Origin of the sequence: Planobispora longispora (assembly GCF_016863135.1) — a bacterium.
Taxonomy (GTDB): Bacteria; Actinomycetota; Actinomycetes; order Streptosporangiales; family Streptosporangiaceae; genus Planobispora; species Planobispora longispora.
Genome location: NZ_BOOH01000021.1, coordinates 323043 through 342953, shown reverse-complemented (window position 1 = coordinate 342953; position 19911 = coordinate 323043). Strand labels below are relative to the sequence as shown.

The window sequence follows — 19911 nt, the reverse complement described above, 5'->3', positions numbered from 1 at the left end:
TCCGGTCAGGTGAGCGGGATGCAGACCTCGTCTTCGAGCGGGGGTTCGATCTCCTGGGGCCGGCAGCCCGTCGCGGCGAAGCAGCGGATCCGCAGGGTCTCCGGCGTGACCGCCAGGTGCAGGAAGCTCTTGAAGAACGGCGGGTTGTCCCAGTCGGACAGCTCCGACAGGTAGCGGTGGAACACCTTGTCCACCGGCAGCCGGATCGGCAGCGGCCACGCGCCGAGCACCCGTGCCGCCCAGCGCATCCGCCGGGTGATCTTCACCCCGTCGATCGGCCGCGGCGGGGTGTTGCCGATGTGCTTGGACATCAGGCACAGCGCCTCGTCCGGCGTGAGGTAGAGCCACCGCATGCGCAGCCGATCGCTGTAGAGCTTGCTGTAGAACGACAACGAGTCGCCGCGCAGCGGGTAGCACTTGTAGTCGTCCTCGTGCACGTCCCCGACGGTGACCCGGGGGGTGGTGTGGGTGGCGTGGGTGAACGCCCCGGATCCGCCCGCCACGATGTACTGGATCGTCCGGTCGCCGACCTTGACCGGGAAGCGCTGGTAGTTGTGCACGTCGCCGCCGATGGCCGCGACGTAGTTGTGCCGGGGGTCGCGCACGATGTCGTCGACCGTGCCGCCGCCCTCCAGCTTCGACGGCTTGTACTCGTTGCGGGTGTAGATGGGCTTGCCGGTGACGAGCACCTTGGGCCGGGGGTCGAGCGAGACCTCCCTGAGCCAGTTGGCCTGCTCGCGGTCGATGTCGCCGACGATCCCGGTGTCCACTCCCACGATGACCAGCCCGGGGGTCTCCATCGCCCAGTACGGCCCCGGCTGGACGGCCTGCTGCCCGGGCAGCGACCGGCGCTCGCGCGCCCGGGCCAGCCGCTCCTCGTCGATCTTCTCGGGCTTGCGCCAGAGCAGCCCGCGCAGCCCGGACGGCGAGAGCCTGAAGCCCTCGCGCCGGGCCTTCAACGCGGGGGCGTCGCAGAAGACCCGCATGAAGCCGCCGAGCCCGTCGTACCAGTCGTGGTTGCCGGGGATCGCGTAGATCGGCGCCCGGTAGTCCTGGTAGGGGCGGAAGAACTTGTCGTCGTACTCGTTGCCGGAGCCGGTGGGGTAGATCACGTCGCTGGCGATGATCGTGAAGTCCGTGTCCTCACCGATCTTGAGCATGCCGGGGATCACGGCGTACTGCGAGGCGTCGCCCTCCCCCGTGTCGCCCATGACCAGGAAGGAGAACTCCTCCCCGACGTCCATCGGGATCCGGAAGGACGGGTCCACGCCCCGGTCCCGCTGCGAGCCCACCCAGCGCGCCCGGACCTGCCCCGAGGGGTCGCCGAACAGGGCGGCGAGGATCTCGTTGCGCGATCTCCAGAGGGTGAGCGGGTTGAACCAGGAGAACGACTCCTGGTTCGGGCGCAGGTCCTTGAACGCGCCCATCTCGACGCAGTCCCAGCCCGCCCCCTCCTCGGAGATCCGGGAGGAGACCTCGCGCCCACGTTCCGCCGCCTGCTCGACATCCACCATGGCCAACATTCTGGCCGCGATCTCGCGATCATGCGGCCGTTCGGCGGAGAGGTCCGGGGAAAGCCCTGGGGACTCCCCGCCTAGGGCAGGCGGCCGATCTGGAAGTCGTCGAAGTACACGCGGGTCTCCGCCTCCACGCCCGGCCACTTGCTGACGTGGATCCCGAACCTGGGCTTGCCCGTGGCCTTGGCCGCGTCCTCGTCCACGAGGTCGGCCACCAGCTCCTCGCCCACCCAGAAGGCCACCCGGACCCGGTCGCCGTCCCGGGCGCACTCGACCCGCAGGGTCGTGCCGTTCTTCTTGAACTCCGGCACCTGGAGGTCGGGCGTCAGGTCCCAGCCCTCCTTGCCGGTGGTGTACCTGCTGATGCGCGCGCGCCCGCCGGGAGTGACCTCCGCGTAGTAGACGAAGGAGTTCTCGTCGTCGGGCGAGTACTGGCAGAAGACCCCGCTCCACGCGTTGGACTCCTGCCCGGCGGCGAGGTCGACCTTGACGCTGACCAGCGCGCGATCCGGCGCCTCGGCGTTGACCGGCGCGTGGTTGGGGCGGTAGCTCGCCGAGGAGTCGGTGGCGATCGTGTAGCGGCCGTCCCCGGTGTAGCCGTGGATCGTGTCCACCCGGGTGCCGCCCCCGTTGTGCCAGCCGGACGCGTCGTTGGCGAAGTCGTCCCGGTAGAGCACGTCGGTGATCTCGGGCGGCCCCTGCGGCAGCAGCGCCCGGACGCCGAGCACCCCGGCCGTCACCAGCAGCAGCGCCCCGGCCGCCGCGCCGCCCACCAGGTACGGCCGCCGCCGGAACGGGCGCGGGGACGCGGGCGAGGACGGGCCCCCGGTCGCCGCCGGAGCGGCCGAGGTGACCAGGCCGGAGAGGTTGAGCCGGATCGTCCCGGCCACCCTGGCGGTGTCCGCCGCCTCCTTCTGCCCGACCAGCCCGGACAGCACGTCCATGGCCGACGGCCGGGCCTGCGGGTCCTTGTCCAGGGCCGCCTCGACCAGGGAGCGCAGCTCCGGTTCGAGTCCCTCCAGCTTCGGGGTGTCGTGGACCACGCGGTAGAGCGCCTCCGGCACGGTCCTGGAGGCGAACGGCGAGGCGCCGGTCGCGGCGGCGGCCACCACGCAGCCCCAGGCGAAGACGTCGGCGGGCGGGCCCGCCCGGCCGTCGGAGACCAGTTCCGGGGCCATGTACTCCGGGGTGCCGAGGATCTTGCCGGTGACGGTCTGCCCCCGGCCGGCGTCCAGGGCGCGGGCGATGCCGAAGTCGATCACCCGGGGGCCGAGCGGGGAGAGCAGCACGTTGGCGGGCTTGAGGTCGCGGTGGACCACCCCCGCGCCGTGGATCGCGGTGAGCGCGGCCGCCACCCCGACGGCCAGCGCCTCCAGGTTGGACCCGGTCAGCGGGCCCTGCTCGCGCAGCAGGCGGGCGAGGTCGGGCCCGGCGACGTACTCGGTGACCACCCAGAGCGGTTCGCCCTCCAGCCGGGCGTCCAGCACGGGGGCGGTGCAGAAGCGGCTGACCCTGCGCGCCGCGGCCACCTCGCTCCGGAACCGCGCCACGAACTCGGGGTCGGCGGCCAGGTGACGGTTGATCACCTTGATCGCCACCGGCCCCGCGGGCCCCTCGCCGAGGTAGACCGTGCCCATGCCGCCCCGGCCGAGACGCCCGGCGATGCGGTAGGGGCCCAGTTCGACCGGGTCCTCGGGCTCCAGGGCGAGAACCGGGGGAAGTCCGTATGCCGTCACAGCGGACGATCCTAAGTCGGATAGATCATCTGATGTAACGAAAAATCCAATTACATGGCCAACCGTGAAGAACAACGGAGCCCGCCCGGATCGGCGACCTGGGGATCGGTCACCACCCCGGACCGGCCACCGCTCCGGAGCCGGTCCGGCGGCGGTCCGGCGGCGGTCCGGCGGCGGGGTCAGAAGCGGCTGAGCCGGAAGTCGCGGAAGTCCGCCCGAGTGGGGGTCTTCTCATCCGGCGACCGTCCGGCCGTCACGCCCACGGCGGTCACCGGGAAGGGCGAGGCGTCGTCGACCGCGTCGGCGACGCGCTCACCGTCCACCCAGAGCGTCAGAAGCGTCCTGCGCGGCTCCGTCAGGCAGACCGCCGTCAGGGCGACGGCCCGGCCCGGCCCGTACGGCCGCCGCTCCGGCTCCCGCCCCGCCGCGGCCAGGCGGGAGACCCGGGTTCCACCGGACACCTTGACGATCTCGGCTCCCCCGTCGCCCCGGACGGACAGGTCGTACCCGTCCCGGCCGCCCGGACCGGACCGGCACGAAAACCCGGCCCGGCCGCCTTCACCCATCTCGTGAACCCTCATCCGCACGCTCAGCAGGCTGGTCCGCGGCGGAGGGGCGGTCAGCGGCGCGAGCGTGAGCCGGTCGGGGGCCTCGGCGTCGGCGGCCGGCCGGAGGCCGTCCACGGCGAACACCGTCCCCGCCGGATCGGGCGGCCCGTCGTCGGCCCAGGCGAACGCTCCCGCGACGGCCGTCGCCAGCGCCAGCGCCGCTCCCCCGCGGGCGGCCCACGGGGGCGGCCGCCATCCGGCGCGGCGGCCCGCCGCCTGCGCCTTCGCCAGGTGGACGGTGCCGCGTCTGTCCATCGGAGGTTCCCTTCTGACCGGGCGGAAGGGCGATCATCGTAGCCCCGCGCGGCCGCCGTACAGCTCTGGAATATAGTTCTGTCCGTGTACGCGCACTGGGAGACCGTCCCCACACGGTGGAAGGACAACGACGTCTACGGCCACATGAACAACGCCGTCCATTACTCGCTGATGGACACGGTGATCAACACGTGGCTGATCAGGACCGCGGGCCTGGACATCCACGAGGGCGACGTCATCGGCCTGTGCGTGGAGTCGCACTGCCTCTACAAGGCCTCGATCTCCTTCCCCGAGGCCGTCCGGGTCGGGCTCCGGATCGGGAAGCTGGGCCGCTCCAGCGTCCGCTACGAGCTCGGCCTGTTCCGCGAGGACGGCGAGACCGTCGTGGCGGAGGGCCACTTCGTCCACGTCTTCGTGGACCGGGAGACCCGCAGGCCCGCCGAGATCCCGGCGCCGCTGCGCGCCGCCATGGAGAAATTGGTGATCGACGAATGAGCACGTCCACCCGCACGGCCGTCCTGGTGGAGTCGGGCCGCCCGGCCCCCTACGCGGACTCGCGCCCGCTGCGGGTCATGCCGCTGACGCTCGACCCGCCCGGCCCCGGGGAGCTGCTGATCCGGGTGCGGGCGGCGGGCCTGTGCCACTCCGACCTCTCGGTGATCAACGGCTCCCGGCCCCGGCCGCTGCCGATGGCCCTCGGGCACGAGGCGGCGGGCGAGGTCGTGGAGGCCGGCGAGGGCACCGAGTTCGCCCCGGGCGACCACGTGGTGCTGGCGTTCGTCCCGGCCTGCGGGCACTGCCCGCGTTGCGCCGGGGGCCGTCCCGCGCTGTGCGAGCCGGGCGCGGCGGCCAACGGGAGCGGCACCCTGCTCGGCGGCGGGCTGCGTTTCGCCGACGCCGACGGCGGCCGCCCCTGGCACCACCTCGGCGTCTCGGCCTTCTCCGAGTACACGGTCGTGTCGGCCCGCTCCGCGGTCAAGGTCGACCCCGAGCTGCCCGCGGAGATCGCCGCCCTGTTCGGCTGCGCCGTCCTGACCGGCGCGGGCGCCGCCTTCTACAGCGCCGAGGTCGCGCCCGGCGACAGCGTCGCGGTGTTCGGCCTGGGCGGGGTCGGGCTGGCCGCGCTGCTGGCGGCCAAGGCCGCCGGCGCGGCGACCCTGGTCGCGGTGGACGTGGTGGAGTCCAAGCTGCAACTGGCCCGCGAGCTCGGCGCGACGCACACCGTCGCGGGCGGCCCGGACGCCGTGGAGGAGATCAGGGAGATCACCCGCGGCGGGGCCGAGAAGGTCGTCGACACCACCGGGGTGGTCCCGGTCCTGGAGCAGGCCTACCGCGCCACGGCCCGGGGCGGCACCACGGTGACCGTCGGCCTGCCCGACCCCTCCCGCGAGCTGGTCCTGCCCGCGCTCAGCCTGGTCGCCGAGGAGCGCACGCTCCGGGGCAGCTACCTGGGCTCGTGCGTGCCCCGCCGGGACGTGCCGCGCTTCGTCGACATGTACCGGGCCGGGATCCTGCCGGTGGACGCGCTGCTGTCGCACCGGCTGACCCTGGACGAGGTCAACGAGGGCTTCGACCGCCTGCACACCGGCGAGGCCGTCCGCCAGGTGATCGTCTTCTGAGGAGCCCCCGGAGGCCCGGACCGAGGGGTCCCCGGGGCCCGGAAGGGAGCCGGATCGAGCGGGGCGCGACGGCCCGGGGTGTGACGCCGCGGGGTGTGACGGCGGGGCGGCGGGGGGACGTTCGAGTGGCGGCGGACATTTGACCCGTCGCCCGGCGGCGCTTTCCCCGCCGGCCCGCGTGGCCGGCGCCCGGGCGGGTACACGCCTGGCACGGCCGGCGGACCGACCCCGGCGCGGCATCCGGACCCCGCCCGGGGCGTGCCGTACCCGAGCCCTGACCCGAGGACGGCGATGCAGACCTTCCTCCCCTATCCCGACTTCGCCGCCACCGCGCGGGTCCTGGACCCGCTGCGGCTCGGCAAGCAGCGGGTCGAGACGATCCAGGTGCTGCGCGCGCTGACCGTGCCCGGGTACGGCTGGCGCAACCACCCGGCGGTGCGGATGTGGACCGGCTACGAGGAGGCCCTGGTCAGGTACGGCCTGGAGGTGTGCGGGCACTGGTGCTCCCTGGGACGGGCCGACACCTGCGCGGAGACGCTGGCCCGGGAGCTGACCGAGCGCCGCGGCGTCGGCGTCCCGCGCTCCCAGGAGCTGCTCGGGACGGCGGGCGAGCTGCCGCCCTGGCTGGGCGATCCCGCCTTCCACCTCAGTCACCGGTCGTCCCTGCTGCGCAAGCTCCCGGACCACTACCGCCCGATCTTCGGCGACGAGCCGGACGACCTGCCCTACGTCTGGCCGGCCTCCGACCGCACTCCCCCGCCGCCCGGGTGACCGTCCGGCGGGGGCGCGGCCTCAGGGGATGAGCACGCCGGGGTTGAGGACGCCCTCGGGGTCGAGGCGCTCCTTGATCCCGCGCAGGATCTCCACGCCCAGCTCGCCGATCTCGGCGGCGTAGGCGTCGCGGTGGTCGCGGCCGACGCCGTGGTGGTGGGAGATCGTGCCGCCCGCGGCGACGATCGCCTCGTTGACCGAGCGCTTGGCGGCCTCCCACTGGGCGAGCGGGTCCTCGCTCTGGGCCGTGACGACCGTGAAGTAGAGCGAGGCGCCGGCGCCGTACACGTGGGAGATGTGGCACATCACCAGCGGCGAGCCGAGCGCGCCGTGCAGCGCGAGCCGTACGGCGTCGTACAGGCGCGGCAGGGCGGACCAGAACCCGGCGGTCTCCAGGGTCTCCACCGTGGCGCCCGCGGCGAGCAGGGAGTCGCGCAGGTAGGGGGCCGAGTAGCGGCCGTGCGCCCAGGACTCGCCGGGCTCGGCGCCCAGGCAGGTCCCGCCGAGGCCGGCCAGGACCGCGGCGGCCCGCTCGCGGCGCTCGGCGGCCTCCTGCGGATCGCCCTCGTAGCCGGCGATCACCAGGCAGCCCGCGCCCGACGACATGCCGCCGAGCTCGCCCGGCTTGGCCAGGCCGATCATCGTCTCGGTCTCGTCGGACAGGCGCAGCACGGTCGGGAGCGGGCCGTCCTGGGCCAGGCGGCGCAGCGCCGCCCGGCCGGCGGCGAAGGAGTCGAACCGCCAGCCCTCGTAGATCCGCACGGCCGGGGCCCGGCGCACCCGGAGCCGGAGCGAGGTGATCACCCCGAAGGCGCCCTCGGAGCCGAGGATCACCTGGCGCAGGTCGGGCCCGGCGGCGGACTTGGGCGCGCGGCCGAGGTCGAGGGTGCCGCGCGGGGTGGCCACGGTCATGCCGACGACCATGTCGTCGAAGCGGCCGTACCCGGCCGAGGCCTGGCCACTGGAGCGGGCCGCGGCGAAGCCGCCCAGCGTGGCGTACTCGAACGACTGCGGGAAGTGCCCCAGGGTGAGCTCGTGGGCGGCCAGCAGTTCCTCGGCCTGCGGCCCGCGCAGACCCGGCTCCAGCTCCGCGACCATCGACTCGGCGTCCACCGAGACGAGCCGGTTGAGCCGGGCCAGGTCGAGGGCGACGACCCCGGCATGCCCCTCACGCGCCGGCGTCAGTCCGCCGACGACCGAGGTGCCCCCGCCGAACGGGACCACCGCGACCCGGTGCGCGGCGCAGATCCGCAGCAGCTCCAGCACCTCGTCGTGCGAGCCGGGCAGCAGCACGGCGTCGGGGGCGTCGGAGCCGTCCCCGGCGCGCATGCGCATCAGGTCGGGGGTGGACTTGCCCCGGGTGTGGCGGACGCGGGCCTCGTCGCCGGAGCGGACGTTCCCGGCGCCGAGGACGGACTCCAGCTCCGCGAGGACGGCGGCGGGGAGCGTCGCGGCGGGCAGCCGCACCTCCTCCAGGTTCACCGGCGGCGCCTCGGGCGCGCGCACGCCCAGGATGTCCTGGAGCAGTTTGCGGACCGGTTCGGGCAGGTCGGCGGCCCGGGCGGGATCGCCCCAGCCGGACCAGAGCATCGGTTCGGCGGCGGCGACCGGAGTCGCCGGGGCCTCCGGGACCGCCCGGTCCGCCGTTCCGGCCGGGGTCACTGCTTCCGCACGATGAGTTTCCACCCCTACACTGTGACATATGGCGTCCATTCGTCACAATACGGTCAGTGATCACGACGAGGACCCCGGCGAGCCCCCCCGCGGGCCCGACGTCCGCGAGGGCCGCGGCGACGCCGTCCTCGACGCGGCGCGCGAGGTGGTGCTCGCGGTCGGGGTGCGGCGCACCACGCTCACCGACGTGGCGCGCCGGGCCGGGGTGTCCCGGATGACCGTCTACCGCCACTGGCCAGACGTGCGCAGCCTGGTCGCCGACCTGATGACCCGCGAGTGGGTGCTCGTCGCGGGGCGCTTCGCCACCGAGGACCCGGTCCCCGCCGCGGCCGGGGTGGTGCGGGCGCTGCGCGGGCACCCGCTCTGGCGCAAGATCGTCGAGGTGGACCCGGAGCTGCTCCTGCCGTACCTGCTGGACCGCAGGGGCTCCAGCCACGACGCCATGCTCGCCCTGGTCGAGCTCGGCATCACGCGGGGCCAGGAGCGGGGCGCCGTACGGCCCGGCGACCCCGTGGCCATGGCCAGAGCCGTGCTGCTGACCGCCCAGTCCTTCCTGATCTCCGGCCCCACCATGCTCGACCCGGTCACCGAAGAGGAACTGGACGCCGAGCTGACCGCACTCCTGGAGAGGTATCTGACGCCGTGAAGCCCCCGTCCCCCCTCGATCCCGCCGGCGCGAAGTCCCCCCTGGACGCCGCGTCCTCCCTCAACGCCGCCCGCCGCTCCCGCGAGCTCGCCGAGCTGGCCGGCGGCCCGACCGTCGACGTGCTGGTGGTCGGGCTGGGCGCCACCGGCGCGGGAGCCGCACTCGACGCCGCCTCGCGCGGCCTGTCGGTGGCCGCGATCGACGCCTGCGACCTCGCCTTCGGCACCTCCCGGTGGAGCTCCAAGATGATCCACGGCGGCCTGCGCTACCTCGCCAAGGGGCAGGTCGGGGTGGCCTACGAGAGCGCCGTCGAGCGCGGCGTGCTGCTCCGGCGCACCGCGCCGCACCTGGTGCGGGCGCAGCCGTACCTGCTCCCGCTGACCCCGGCGGTCTCCTCCGCGCAGGCGGCGACGGTGATGGCCGGCTACCGGCTCGGCGACGGGCTGCGCATCGCGGCCGGCACCCCGCACCGCCTGCTGCCCGGCCCCTCGCGGATCTCCGCCTCCCGGGCCCTGGAGCTCGCCGCCCCGCTGAGCCCGCACGGCCTGCGCGGGGCCCTGCTCTCCTGGGACGGGCGGCTGATCGACGACGCCCGGCTGGTGGTCGCGCTGGCCAGGACGGCCGCCGCGCACGGCGCCAGGATCCTGACCCGGTGCCGGGCGCTGGAGCTCGGCGGCCGGGAGGCGCGGGTCCGGGACGAGCTCACCGGGGAGACCTTCACGATCCGGGCGAGAGCGGTGATCAACGCCGCGGGGGTCTGGGCCGCCGGGCTCGATCCGGCCATCCGGCTGCGGCCCTCGCGCGGCACCCACCTGGTGCTGCGGCCGGAGACCCTGCCGGGGCTGCGGGCCGGGCTGCACGTCCCGATCCCCGGGGAGAGCAACCGCTTCGCGCTGGTCCTCCCCCAGGCCGACGGGCGGATCTACGTCGGCCTGACCGACGAGCCGGTGGAGGGGCCGGTCCCGGACGTCGCCGAGGCCCCGGAGGAGGACGTGACGTTCCTGCTCGGCGTGCTCAACTCGGTGCTGGGCACGGCGGTCCGCCGCGAGGAGGTGGCCGGGACCTTCGCCGGGCTGCGCCCGCTGCTGGCCGCGGAGGAACGCGCGGGGGGACGCGTGGCGCGCACCGCCGACCTGTCCAGGAAGCACGCGCTGCTCACCTCCGCGGACGGGGTGGTCACCATCGTGGGCGGCAAGCTGACCACCTACCGGCGGATGGCCGAGGAGGCGGTGGACCGCGCCGTCCGGCTGCGCGGACTGGGGGCCGGCGGGAGCCGTACGGCGCGGCTGCCCCTGGTCGGCGCCCTCCCCGCCGGAGCCGGGGCGCCCGCGCGACCGGTGGGCCCCGGCTCCGGCGCGCCCGCGCGGCTGGTGGAGCGCTACGGGAGCGAGGCGCGGGACGTGCGCGCGCTGGCGGAGCGGGACCCGGCGCTGGCAGAGCCGCTGCCGACCGGGGTCACCCTGGCCGAGCTCGTCTGGGCGGTCCGGCACGAGGGGGCGCTGGACGCCTCGGACCTGCTGGACCGGCGGACCCGGATCGGGCTGGTCCCCGGCGACCGGGAGGCGGCGCTCCCCGCGGCGGAGGCGGCCCTCACCTACGAGGAATAGAGGTCTTTACCCACCCTTGGGAGTCTTCACCCCCCATCCCAGACCCTTGTATCCGTTAGGTTAGTCTTACCTAAGACTGGATAGGGGGAGTGTGTGACGACGGCGAACGTTCCCGGCAGGGCGGTCAAGGGGTGCGCGCACCCCTCCGGCTGCCATACCGGCGGCCTGCCCGTCCACGCCAGCGCGACGGTCGGGGCCCGCCACTGGCTGCTCATCGAGCATCCCGGCCCGTGGGCGTCCCACCTGGAAGACTGCCGGCTGCCCGAGGACGTCCACACCCTTATCAAAAGGGCCGCGAGCCTCGGGATCCGGCCCCAGCTCATCCGCCGCCCCGGCCGCAGGACCCCCGTGGACCAGGACATATACGTCATGGTCGCCGACTCCACGGCCGCCGAGCCCTGGATCGCCGAGGCCGTCATCGAGAGTGCGGACGATCTTGACCTGGACGCTCTGGTGGCCGGAGTGCTCCCGGAGTCCTGCATACTTGTAAGTGAGCCGGTTTTCCTGGTCTGTACGCACGCCAAGCGCAACGCGTGCTGCGCCCGCATTGGACTTCCCCTCGCTCGTTCACTGGCAGAGGTTTTGCCGGACAGAGTATGGGAAACATCACATGTTGGCGGCGATCGATACGCCGCCAATCTCGTGTGCTTGCCACACGGGCTCTACTACGGCAGCATGTCTCAGGCTGCTGCGATCGCAGCAGCCGACGCGTACCGGTCCGGCGAGGTGATTCTCGACCGTTTCCGGGGACGCGCAGGCATCCCAGAGCCGCTGCAAGCCGCCGAGCACTTTGTCCGTTCCCACACGGGAGAGCTCTCGGTCGGCGGAGTGGCCGCGGAGTCCTCCAGGTCGGACGGCGACGTCACCGAAGTCATCGTGCTCGGTGGCGACGCCCGTTTTCGGGTAGTGGTTGAACCCATGACGTTGCCAACGCCATGTGGTACGGCTTGCGCCGACACGATCACCACCTATCGGCTGGTCGCGCTGGACAGGCTCACGCCTGTGCTGTACGCCACGCCCGCTCTGACCTGATTAGAGGGAACATCGCGGTCGATCCACGCGTTGGCTCCAGGGACGTCAAAAGCGTCCAATGCGGTAGTAACCCGAAATACTTCTCACTAGAAGGTGGTTTTCTCATGTCTCAGGTACGTCGGCAGATCGCCCGTCCTCGCCCCAGCTGGGGCTGGCAGGATGACGCCGCGTGCCGGGGTGAGGACCTTGTGCTCTTCTTCGGTCCCGATGGTGAGCGTCAGCCCGAGCGTGACATCCGCGAGCGTAAGGCCAAGGCCATCTGCGGCCAGTGCCCCGTTCGCGCCGAGTGCCTTGACTACGCGCTGTCCCGTCCGGAGAAGTACGGCACCTGGGGCGGGCTGAACGAGGACGAGCGCGCCTCCGAGCGCCGTCGTCGCATGCGCCGCGCCGCCAGCGCCGGCATCAGCGCCGTCGCCTGATACAACCTCCACCCGGCTTCCCTCGCAACGTGTGATCTCGCTGACGTCCTGCGAGATCACACGCTGTTTCGTGTCGAGGCCCGGCGGGCCCGCCCCGGTCAGGAGCGGGCACCTTCCGGTCTCCCCTCACGGCCTTCCGGTCCCCGCTTCCGGACGGCCGCGCTCCGTCCTCCCCTTACGGACGGTTGCGCCCCGGCTTCCGCATCTCCTTGTGGATGACCTTCCACCTGTTCTGCAGCTCCTTGCGGAGCCGCGCGTCGGTGCGTGAGGCCATCCACGCCGCCTCCCGCTGCAGCTTGTTCCAGCTGGCCAGCCGGCGTTCGGGGAGCGTGCCGTCCTCGATCGCGGCGATGACCGCGCATCCGGGCTCGGTGGCGTGGGCGCAGTCGGCGAACCTGCACCGCGCGGCCAGCTCCTCGATGTCGGCGAAGACCATGTCCACGCCCTCGCCCATGTCGTACAGGCCGATGCGGCGGATGCCCGGCGTGTCGATGACGAGGCCGCCGCCGTCGAGCGGGATGAGCTCCCGGTGCACGGTGGTGTGCCGCCCCCTGCCGTCACCGGCGCGGACCTGCTGGGTCTCCATCACCTCCGCCCCCGCGAGGGCGTTGACCAGAGTCGACTTTCCCGCGCCCGAGGCGCCCAGCACCACGGCGGTGCGGGTGCCGCCCAGGTAGCCGCGGACGATCTCCACGCCCTCCCCGGTGAGGGAGGAGACCGCGTGCACGTCGACGCCGGGCGCGGCCGTGGCGACCTCGTCCAGCAGGAACTCCAGGCTCTCGCTGAGGAGATCCGCCTTGGTGATGAGCACCACCGGCTGCCCGCCGCTCTCCCAGGCCAGCGCGAGCAGCCGCTCGATCCGGCCCAGGTCCGCGGTGTCGGTGGCGTGCAGGGCGGGCTCGGCCACGAAGACGACGTCGACGTTGGCGGCGAGCACCTGCCCCTGGGAGTCGTCGGACAGGCCGCCCCGCGAGGTGCGGCCCACCCCGCCGCGGACGAAGGCGGTGCGGCGCGGCAGCAGCGCCTCCAGCTCGAAGCGCCCCTCGGGCAACTGCCGGAGCGCGGCCCAGTCGCCCACGCAGGGCAGGGCCACCGGGTCGTCGGCGGCGGCCCGGCGCACCCGGGCACTGTAGTGGACCTGGAGATGACCGTCGGCGCAGAGCACCTCGGCGGCGCCGCGGTCGACGCGGGACACCCGGGCGGGGATCGTACCGGTGGGGAGCTCGGTGGCGAGGGAGTCGTTCCAGCCGAGCGAGGAGAGATCGTAGGAACCAGACAGAACTGGTGAGGACAACGTGGACACACCCTTTTGTGAGGCTTCGAAAGCCGGGTGTCCCGTGTCGGAGACGAGCTAGGCGGACACCCGGAGGTTGACGGACGGCATGGTCGTCAGAAAGACCCGCATAGTCCTCACCTCCCGATGTCGTGGCCGCCCCTGCGACGGAGCGGCGAAGCCGGACCAACTATAGCGCAGGTCCGGCTCGCGATCACAAACGATTAACGCGGGCGCCCGGAGGCCGGGGGGACATCCCTCCCGCCCGGCCTCCGGAGCGCACGCGCCCTACAGACCCGGGGCCGGGAAGCGGGAGGTCAGCTCGCGCACTTCGCCCGCGACGCGGGTGACGGCGTGCTCGGCCTCGTCCTCGCCCTTGGCCAGCGCGGTGACGACCTGGTCGATCCAGGCGCCGATCTGGCGCATCTCGTCCTCGCCCATACCCCGGCTGGTCACGCCGGCGGTGCCGATCCGGATGCCCGAGGGGTCGAACGGCTTGCGCGTGTCGAACGGCACGGTGTTGTAGTTGGTCTCCAGGCCCGCCCGGTCCAGCGCCTGCGCGGCGGGCTTGCCGCCGATGCCCTTGGGGGTCAGGTCCATCAGGATCAGGTGGTTGTCGGTGCCGCCGGAGACCAGGTCGAACCCGCGGGCGGCCAGCTCCTCGGCCAGCGCCCGGGCGTTCGCGACGACCTGGTGGGCGTAGGCCCTGAAGTCGTCGGTGGCGGCCTCCTTGAGCGCCACCGCGATGGCCGCGGTGGTGTGGTTGTGCGGGCCGCCCTGCAGGCCGGGGAAGACCGCCTTGTTCAGCGCGGCGGCGTGCTCGTCGGAGGTGGCCATGAGCATGGCGCCGCGGGGGCCGCGCAGCGTCTTGTGCGTCGTGGTGGAGATGACGTCGGCGTGGCCGACCGGCGACGGGTGGGCGCCGCCGGCGACGAGGCCGGCGATGTGCGCGATGTCGGCCGCGAGGACGGCGCCGACCTCGCGGGCGATCTCGGCGAAGGCCGGGAAGTCGATGGTGCGCGGGATCGCGGTGCCGCCGCAGAAGATCAGCTTGGGACGCTCGCGCAGGGCGATCTCGCGGACCTCGTCCATGTCGACGCGGCCGGTGTCCTTGCGCACGCCGTACCGGACCGGGTTGAACCACTTGCCGGTGGCCGAGACCGACCAGCCGTGGGTGAGGTGGCCGCCGAAGGGCAGGCCCATGCCCATCACGGTGTCGCCCGGGCTGAGGAAGGCCATGTAGACGGCGAGGTTCGCGGGCGAGCCCGAGTAGGGCTGGACGTTGGCGTGGTTCACGCCGAACAGCGACTTGGCCCGCTCGATGGCCAGGGTCTCGATCTGGTCGATGACCTGCTGGCCCTCGTAGTAGCGCTTGCCGGGGTAGCCCTCGGAGTACTTGTTGGTGAGGACGGTCCCCGTCGCTTCGAGCACCGCCTTGGAGACGTAGTTCTCCGAGGCGATCAGCTTGACGGTGTCGGACTGCCGGCGCTCCTCGGCCTTGACGAGCTCGGCGATCTGCGGGTCGACACTGGAAAGAGAACTCACGGCGCCTTCACTCCCTGTCATCGTTGACATTCGCTGACAACGCGGAAGACCCAGGCGCGCGGCCTCCGCCCTTTCCGCTCCCCGGTGGTAGCCCACCCAATGCGCCAGTCGCGCTTAGACGATAGCGGACCTGTCTCCCTTTCCGAGGCGGCCGGTGCCGTCCGCGGGCCAGAGCCGGTCGACTTCGGCGTTGAGGATGGCCCCGATGAGCACCGCGAGCGCGGTGATGTAGAGCCACAGGAGAACCGCGATCGGCGCGGCCAGCGAGCCGTAGATGGAGACCGGCGAGAACCAGGCGGCGAGCACCTCGCGCAGCACGGCGGCGCAGGCGATCCAGATGATGAGCGCCAGCACGGCCCCGGGCATCTCCCGCCACCAGCGGGTGCGCACCGGGACGCTCACGTGGTACAGGAGCGTGAGGAAGAAGACCGAGCCGATGACGACCACCGGCCAGTAGAGGACGTCCACGAGCATGGTGTAGTCCGGCGGCAGCGTGCTCTGCAGCGCCGCGGGCCCCAGCACCAGGACGGGCATGACGAACAGCCCGCTCAACAGGCCCGCGAGGTAGAGCCCGAAGGACATCAGGCGGGTGCGGATGATCCCGCGCTCCTCACCGAGGCCGTACGCCACCGAGATCAGGTCCACGTAGACGAACAGCGCCCGCGAGCCCGACCAGAGCGCCAGAACGAAGCCCAGCGAGATCAGCGAGACCTGGTTCTCCGGTTTCAGCACGTCGGAGATGAGCGGGGTGACGACGCTGTCCACGGCGTTGTCGGTGAACAGCAGGTGCGCCTGGGTGTCGATCCAGGTTCTGACGTCCTGCACGGTCTCCGGGCCGAACACCTTGGTGAGCTGGCCGACCACGCCGATCAGGCCGAGCACGAACGGCGGCAGCGACAGCAGCGCGAAGAACGCCGCCTCACCGGCCAGTCCGGTGACGCGGTAGGTGATGCCCGCGTTGGTCGTCGCGACGAGCAACGCCCAGGTGTCGGTGCCCCGCACCCACGACAGACCGGCCTTCAGCCTGGTGCTGTGCCGCCGCAGCCTGGAGTGGGCCCAGCGCGGCCGGCGCTTGCCGGAGCCGGAGCGCCGCGTCGAGGCATCGGTGGACGTCATGCCACACAACGGTATTCCCTGCCGCCCGCTATCACGAGTCCGATCATCGATGACCTGACCTCGTGTTCACTGCCCCGGTCACCTGCGGTGAAACACGGGGAGTCCCCGGTGGAACACGCGGGAGAGGAGGGACGGGAGACGGCCGGAGCCGCGCGGGGCGGATGAGAGGACACCGGCCACAGGAGGACTCGGCGGGGGGACCGGGCGCACAATTGGAGACATGATCTGCCGAGAGTGCAAGGACCGCCGTCACGAGGAGTGCCGGGGCGGGTCGTGGTGCGACTGCCAGCACCAGGACCCCGCGGAGCCGCGGGAGTCGCCGCTGGACTGGCCCCGCCAGGGCTAGGGACCGTCCTTCCGCACTCCGGGGGGCGCCGTCCGGCCGTCTCGCGCGGACGCGTCCCAGGCCGTGGCTCCGCGTGGTGGTCTGTGCCCGCTACGTGCCGCGCGTCCAGAGTGTGGACCTGATATTGGACATCTCGGGCCGCCAAGGTATCGTCATGGACATGCCAGCGGACCCCATGCTCGTCGTGCGACGCCACGTCGACCTTCTGCGTGTCCGCAGCGCCATCTGTTGTGACGTCCGTTGACCGTCGCCCCTCGCTGATTTCATGCAGCTCGGGCCCGTGACAGGCGTCCAGCTTTCTGAGTGATCCCGCTCCGAACGACTCTCCCCCGCACTCAACGACGAGGCGGGAGGTGCCTGCGCGTGCCCGGAAATCATCCACACGATCCGATTAAAGGACGCGCACATGACGACCCCGGCCCGTACGGCTAACCGCCACCACAAGCGCCCCCGCGGCGAAGGTCAGTGGGCTCTCGGCTACCGCGAGCCGCTGAACAAGAACGAGGAGAACAAGAAGAACGACGACGGGCTCAACGTCCGTCAGCGGATCATCGACATCTACTCCAAGGCCGGCTTCGACTCCATCGACCCGGCCGACCTTCGCGGACGGATGCGCTGGTACGGGCTCTACACCCAGCGCAAGCCCGGGATCGACGGCGGCAAGACCGCGGTGCTGGAGCCGGAGGAGCTCGACGACCGCTACTTCATGCTCCGCGTCCGGATCGACGGCGGGCAGCTCACCCTGGAGCAGCTGCGCGTCATCGCCGACATCTCCAACGAGTACGGCCGCGGCACCGCCGACGTCACCGACCGGCAGAACATCCAGCTGCACTGGATCGAGATCGAGTCCGTCCCCGACATCTGGGAGCGGCTGGAGGCGGTGGGCCTGTCCACCACCGAGGCCTGCGGCGACACCCCGCGCGTCATCATCGGCTGCCCGCTGGCCGGCATCGACACCGACGAGGTCATCGACGCCACCGCGGAGATCCACCGGATCCAGGACGACTTCATCGGCAACCCCGAGTACTCCAACCTGCCGCGCAAGTTCAAGTCGGCGCTCTCCGGCTGCCCGGCGCACTGCACGGTGCACGAGATCAACGACGTGGCCTTCGTCGGCGTCGTCAACGAGCACGGCGAGCGCGGCTACGACCTGTGGGTGGGCGGCGGCCTGTCGACCAACCCGATGCTGGCCAAGCGGCTGGGCGTCTTCGTCACCCCCGAGCAGGCCTCCGAGGTCTACGGCGGCGTGATCGGGATCTTCCGCGACTACGGCTACCGCCGCCTGCGCCACCGGGCCCGGATCAAGTTCCTGGTCAACGACTGGGGCGCGGAGAAGTTCCGCGAGGTCCTGGAGAAGGAGTACCTCGGCTACACCCTGCCCGACGGCCCCGCGCCCGAGCTGCCGCGCGGCGGCCGCCGCGACCACGTGGGCGTCTTCCCGCAGAAGGACGGCAACTTCTACGTCGGCTTCGCGCCGCGGGTCGGCCGCCTCGACGGCGACAAGCTGCACCTGATCGCCGACATCGCCGAGCGGCACGGCTCCGGCCGGATCCGCACCACGGTCGAGCAGAAGATGGTCATCCTCGACGTCGCCCCCGACCGGGTGGACGGCGTCGTCGCCGAGCTGGAGGCCAACGACCTGCGGGTGAACCCCTCCACCTTCCGCCGCCAGACCATGGCCTGCACCGGCATCGAGTACTGCAAGCTGGCGATCGTCGAGACCAAGGCCACGGCCTCGAACCTCATCGACGAGCTGGAGGCCCGGCTGCCGGACTTCACCGACGCGCTGACCATCAACGTCAACGGCTGCCCGAACTCCTGCGCCCGCATCCAGACCGCCGACATCGGCCTCAAGGGCCAGCTCGTGGTGAACGACGCGGGCGAGCAGGTCGAGGGCTTCCAGATCCACCTGGGCGGCTCGCTGGGCGTCAACGCCGGCTTCGGCCGCAAGGTCCGCGGCCTGAAGGCCACCGCCGCGGAGCTGCCCGACTACGTCGAGCGGGTCCTGCGCAACTTCGACAAGCAGAAGAACGAGGGCGAGACGTTCTCCGAGTGGGTCCAGCGCGCCGACGACGCGGACCTCAAGTGAGCGGGACCGGACGATGAGCGAGCGAGCGGTCCCCTTCCACTGCCCCTACTGCGGCGAAGAGGACCTGGAGCCCTACGAGGGCGACGGCGGCTGGTACTGCCGCTCGTGCGCCCGCGCTTTCAAGCTGAAGTTTCTCGGAATTGGAGTGCGAACGTCATGACGGCACTGGTGGACGTCGAAATCGGGTTACGGCAGCAGCGCGGCGCGCTCGACATGCAGGACATCGTCGAGTCGGCCGCGCGCTTCCTGGAGGACGCCCCGGCCATCGAGATCATCCGCTGGGCGGCGGCGACCTTCGGCGACCGGCTCTGCCTGACCGCGTCGATGAGCGACGCGCTCATGATCGATCTGGTCAGCCGGGTCAAGCCGGGCGTGGACGTGCTCTTCATCGACACCGGCTACCACTTCGCCGAGACGATCGGCACCCGTGACGCGGTCAAGCAGGTCTACGACGTCAACGTGATCGACGTCAAGCCGTCCAGGACGGTGGCCGAGCAGGAGCGCGACCTGGGCCCGCGGCTGTTCGGGCGCAACCCCGACCTCTGCTGCTACCTGCGCAAGGTCGAGCCGCTCAACCGCGCGCTGGAGCCGTACCTCGCCTGGGTCTCCGGCATCCGCCGGGACGAGTCCGCCACCCGCGCCGGGACCAAGGTCGTGGAGTGGGACGCCAAGCGGCAGATGGTCAAGATCAACCCGATCGCCCGGTGGACGCAGGACGACGTCGACAACTACATGGCCGACAACGGCGTGCTGATCAACCCGCTGCACTACGACGACTACCCCTCGATCGGCTGCGCGCCCTGCACCCGCCAGGTCGCGCCGGGAGAGGACCCGCGCAGCGGCCGGTGGGCCGGGATGGGCAAGATCGAGTGCGGCATTCATCTGTGATCGGACACGTCTCCGGCGCCGCACGGGCGATTCCACTGGTCGCGGTGGCGCACGGGTCGCGGGACCCGCGCGCCGCCACGACGGTGGAGGAGCTGCTGGACGAGGTACGGCGCGCACGGCCGGACCTCCCCGTGCGGGCCGCCTACCTGGACCACTCCGCGCCGACGCTCGCCGGGGCGCTGTCAGGTCTGACCGAGGCGGTGGTGCTGCCGCTGCTGCTCACCGAGGCCTACCACAGCCGGGTGGACATCCCCGGCGCGCTGGCCGAGGTCACGGCCCGGCAGCCGCGGCTGCGCGTGCGCCGGGGCACGACGCTCGGCCCGCACCCGCTGCTGACCGACGCCCTGGAGCGGCGCCTGGCCGAGGCGGAGGTGCCCCTCGGGGACCCGGAGACCGCCGTGGTCCTGTTCTCGGCCGGTTCCAGCGACCGCCGGGCCAACGCCACCGTCGCCGCGATCGCCGCGGACTGGGCGGGACGGCGCGGCTGGTGGTCGGTGAGCGCGGCCTACGCCTCGGCCGCCGAGCCCGCCCCCGAGCGGGAGGTGCGGCGGCTGCTGGAGGCCGGAGCCCCCCGCGTGGCTGTCTCCCCCTACCTGCTGGCCCCCGGCTACTTCGCCGACAGGACGCGCGAGCGCACCCTGGCCGCGGGCGCGGAGATCGTGGCGGATGTGCTCGGCCCCGCCCCCGAGGTCGCCTCCGTGCTGCTCGAACGGTACGACCAGGCCCTCCAGGCAGGCGAACGGTCCGCCACCGCCTAGCGCGGCTCCGGC

19 protein-coding genes and 1 riboswitch are annotated in these 19911 nt (G+C 72.5%); of the genes, 12 read left to right on the top strand and 7 right to left on the bottom strand.

Features of this window, described 5'->3' with window-relative positions; all coding sequences use genetic code 11:
- Window positions 1-5: 5 nt before the first annotated feature.
- The 3 genes from Plo01_RS15490 to Plo01_RS15480 all read right to left on the bottom strand — a co-directional run bounded on the left by Plo01_RS15490 (window position 6) and on the right by Plo01_RS15480 (window position 4116).
- Entirely contained in the window at window positions 6-1514 is a 1509-nt protein-coding gene (locus Plo01_RS15490; RefSeq protein ID WP_203891261.1) for a metallophosphoesterase family protein, read from the bottom strand.
- 80 nt (window positions 1515-1594) lie between these two features.
- Window positions 1595-3253 (bottom strand): serine/threonine-protein kinase, encoded by a 1659-nt coding sequence (locus tag Plo01_RS15485; protein WP_239316376.1) that lies wholly within the window; start codon window positions 3251-3253, stop codon window positions 1595-1597.
- A gap of 179 nt (window positions 3254-3432) precedes the next feature.
- On the bottom strand, window positions 3433-4116 hold the full coding sequence (locus Plo01_RS15480; protein WP_203891260.1) for a hypothetical protein: 684 nt from the start codon (window positions 4114-4116) through the stop codon (window positions 3433-3435).
- An 84-nt stretch (window positions 4117-4200) separates the two neighbouring features.
- Here Plo01_RS15480 and Plo01_RS15475 point away from each other — a divergent pair, with 84 nt between their 5' ends.
- From Plo01_RS15475 to Plo01_RS15465, 3 genes are all read left to right on the top strand, one after another.
- The gene (locus Plo01_RS15475) at window positions 4201-4611 is read left to right on the top strand and encodes an acyl-CoA thioesterase (RefSeq protein WP_203891259.1); all 411 of its coding nucleotides are present in this window, start codon (window positions 4201-4203) and stop codon (window positions 4609-4611) included.
- Window positions 4608-5735 (top strand): zinc-dependent alcohol dehydrogenase family protein, encoded by a 1128-nt coding sequence (locus tag Plo01_RS15470; protein ID WP_203891258.1) that lies wholly within the window; start codon window positions 4608-4610, stop codon window positions 5733-5735. Before Plo01_RS15475 ends, Plo01_RS15470 begins: the two co-directional genes overlap by 4 nt.
- Before the next feature lie 291 nt (window positions 5736-6026).
- Window positions 6027-6506, top strand: a complete 480-nt coding sequence (locus tag Plo01_RS15465; protein WP_203891257.1) for an MSMEG_6728 family protein — start codon at window positions 6027-6029, stop codon at window positions 6504-6506.
- A 21-nt stretch (window positions 6507-6527) separates the two neighbouring features.
- Here the strand turns inward: Plo01_RS15465 and Plo01_RS15460 are convergent, their stop codons facing one another.
- Window positions 6528-8096 (bottom strand): FAD-binding oxidoreductase, encoded by a 1569-nt coding sequence (locus Plo01_RS15460; protein WP_203891338.1) that lies wholly within the window; start codon window positions 8094-8096, stop codon window positions 6528-6530.
- Between the two features lie 112 nt (window positions 8097-8208).
- Between Plo01_RS15460 and Plo01_RS15455 the strand changes: the two genes are divergently transcribed.
- The 4 genes from Plo01_RS15455 (at window position 8209) to Plo01_RS15440 (ending at window position 11884) form a co-directional block, all read left to right on the top strand.
- Window positions 8209-8826, top strand: coding sequence for a TetR/AcrR family transcriptional regulator (locus Plo01_RS15455; RefSeq protein ID WP_203891256.1), 618 nt, complete (start codon window positions 8209-8211; stop codon window positions 8824-8826).
- Window positions 8823-10433: a glycerol-3-phosphate dehydrogenase/oxidase gene (locus tag Plo01_RS15450; RefSeq protein WP_239316374.1), complete on the top strand. Its 1611-nt coding sequence runs from the start codon at window positions 8823-8825 to the stop codon at window positions 10431-10433. The genes Plo01_RS15455 and Plo01_RS15450 overlap by 4 nt, the downstream gene beginning before the upstream one ends.
- 93 nt (window positions 10434-10526) lie before the next feature.
- Window positions 10527-11465, top strand: coding sequence for a ferredoxin family protein (locus Plo01_RS15445; protein WP_203891255.1), 939 nt, complete (start codon window positions 10527-10529; stop codon window positions 11463-11465).
- A gap of 104 nt (window positions 11466-11569) precedes the next feature.
- A complete protein-coding gene (locus tag Plo01_RS15440) occupies window positions 11570-11884 on the top strand; it encodes a WhiB family transcriptional regulator (RefSeq protein WP_203891254.1) in 315 nt (104 codons plus the stop codon).
- A gap of 175 nt (window positions 11885-12059) precedes the next feature.
- Here the strand turns inward: Plo01_RS15440 and rsgA are convergent, their stop codons facing one another.
- The 3 genes from rsgA to Plo01_RS15425 all read right to left on the bottom strand — a co-directional run bounded on the left by rsgA (window position 12060) and on the right by Plo01_RS15425 (window position 15818).
- A complete protein-coding gene (gene rsgA / locus Plo01_RS15435) occupies window positions 12060-13187 on the bottom strand; it encodes a ribosome small subunit-dependent GTPase A (protein ID WP_239316372.1) in 1128 nt (375 codons plus the stop codon).
- Window positions 13188-13445: 258 nt separating this feature from the next.
- Window positions 13446-14702: a serine hydroxymethyltransferase gene (glyA, locus tag Plo01_RS15430; RefSeq protein WP_203891252.1), complete on the bottom strand. Its 1257-nt coding sequence runs from the start codon at window positions 14700-14702 to the stop codon at window positions 13446-13448.
- A 41-nt stretch (window positions 14703-14743) separates the two neighbouring features.
- Window positions 14744-14824, bottom strand: a riboswitch (ZMP/ZTP riboswitch).
- Window positions 14817-15818 (bottom strand): YihY/virulence factor BrkB family protein, encoded by a 1002-nt coding sequence (locus tag Plo01_RS15425; protein WP_239316370.1) that lies wholly within the window; start codon window positions 15816-15818, stop codon window positions 14817-14819. Its footprint overlaps the riboswitch before it by 8 nt.
- A 220-nt stretch (window positions 15819-16038) precedes the next feature.
- On the opposite strand from Plo01_RS15425, the gene Plo01_RS40965 reads away from it, so the two are divergent.
- The 5 genes from Plo01_RS40965 (at window position 16039) to Plo01_RS15410 (ending at window position 19899) form a co-directional block, all read left to right on the top strand.
- On the top strand, window positions 16039-16164 hold the full coding sequence (locus Plo01_RS40965; protein ID WP_275415390.1) for a hypothetical protein: 126 nt from the start codon (window positions 16039-16041) through the stop codon (window positions 16162-16164).
- 154 nt (window positions 16165-16318) lie between these two features.
- The gene (locus Plo01_RS41315; protein ID WP_373294325.1) at window positions 16319-16408 is read left to right on the top strand and encodes a putative leader peptide; all 90 of its coding nucleotides are present in this window, start codon (window positions 16319-16321) and stop codon (window positions 16406-16408) included.
- A 162-nt stretch (window positions 16409-16570) separates the two neighbouring features.
- A complete protein-coding gene (locus tag Plo01_RS15420) occupies window positions 16571-18253 on the top strand; it encodes a nitrite/sulfite reductase (RefSeq protein WP_203891250.1) in 1683 nt (560 codons plus the stop codon).
- A 213-nt stretch (window positions 18254-18466) separates the two neighbouring features.
- Window positions 18467-19141 carry a phosphoadenylyl-sulfate reductase gene (locus tag Plo01_RS15415; protein WP_203891336.1) on the top strand — a complete coding sequence of 225 codons (675 nt, stop codon included), beginning with the start codon at window positions 18467-18469 and terminating at the stop codon, window positions 19139-19141.
- Window positions 19138-19899, top strand: coding sequence for a sirohydrochlorin chelatase (locus tag Plo01_RS15410; RefSeq protein WP_203891249.1), 762 nt, complete (start codon window positions 19138-19140; stop codon window positions 19897-19899). The genes Plo01_RS15415 and Plo01_RS15410 overlap by 4 nt, the downstream gene beginning before the upstream one ends.
- Window positions 19900-19911: the final 12 nt, after the last annotated feature.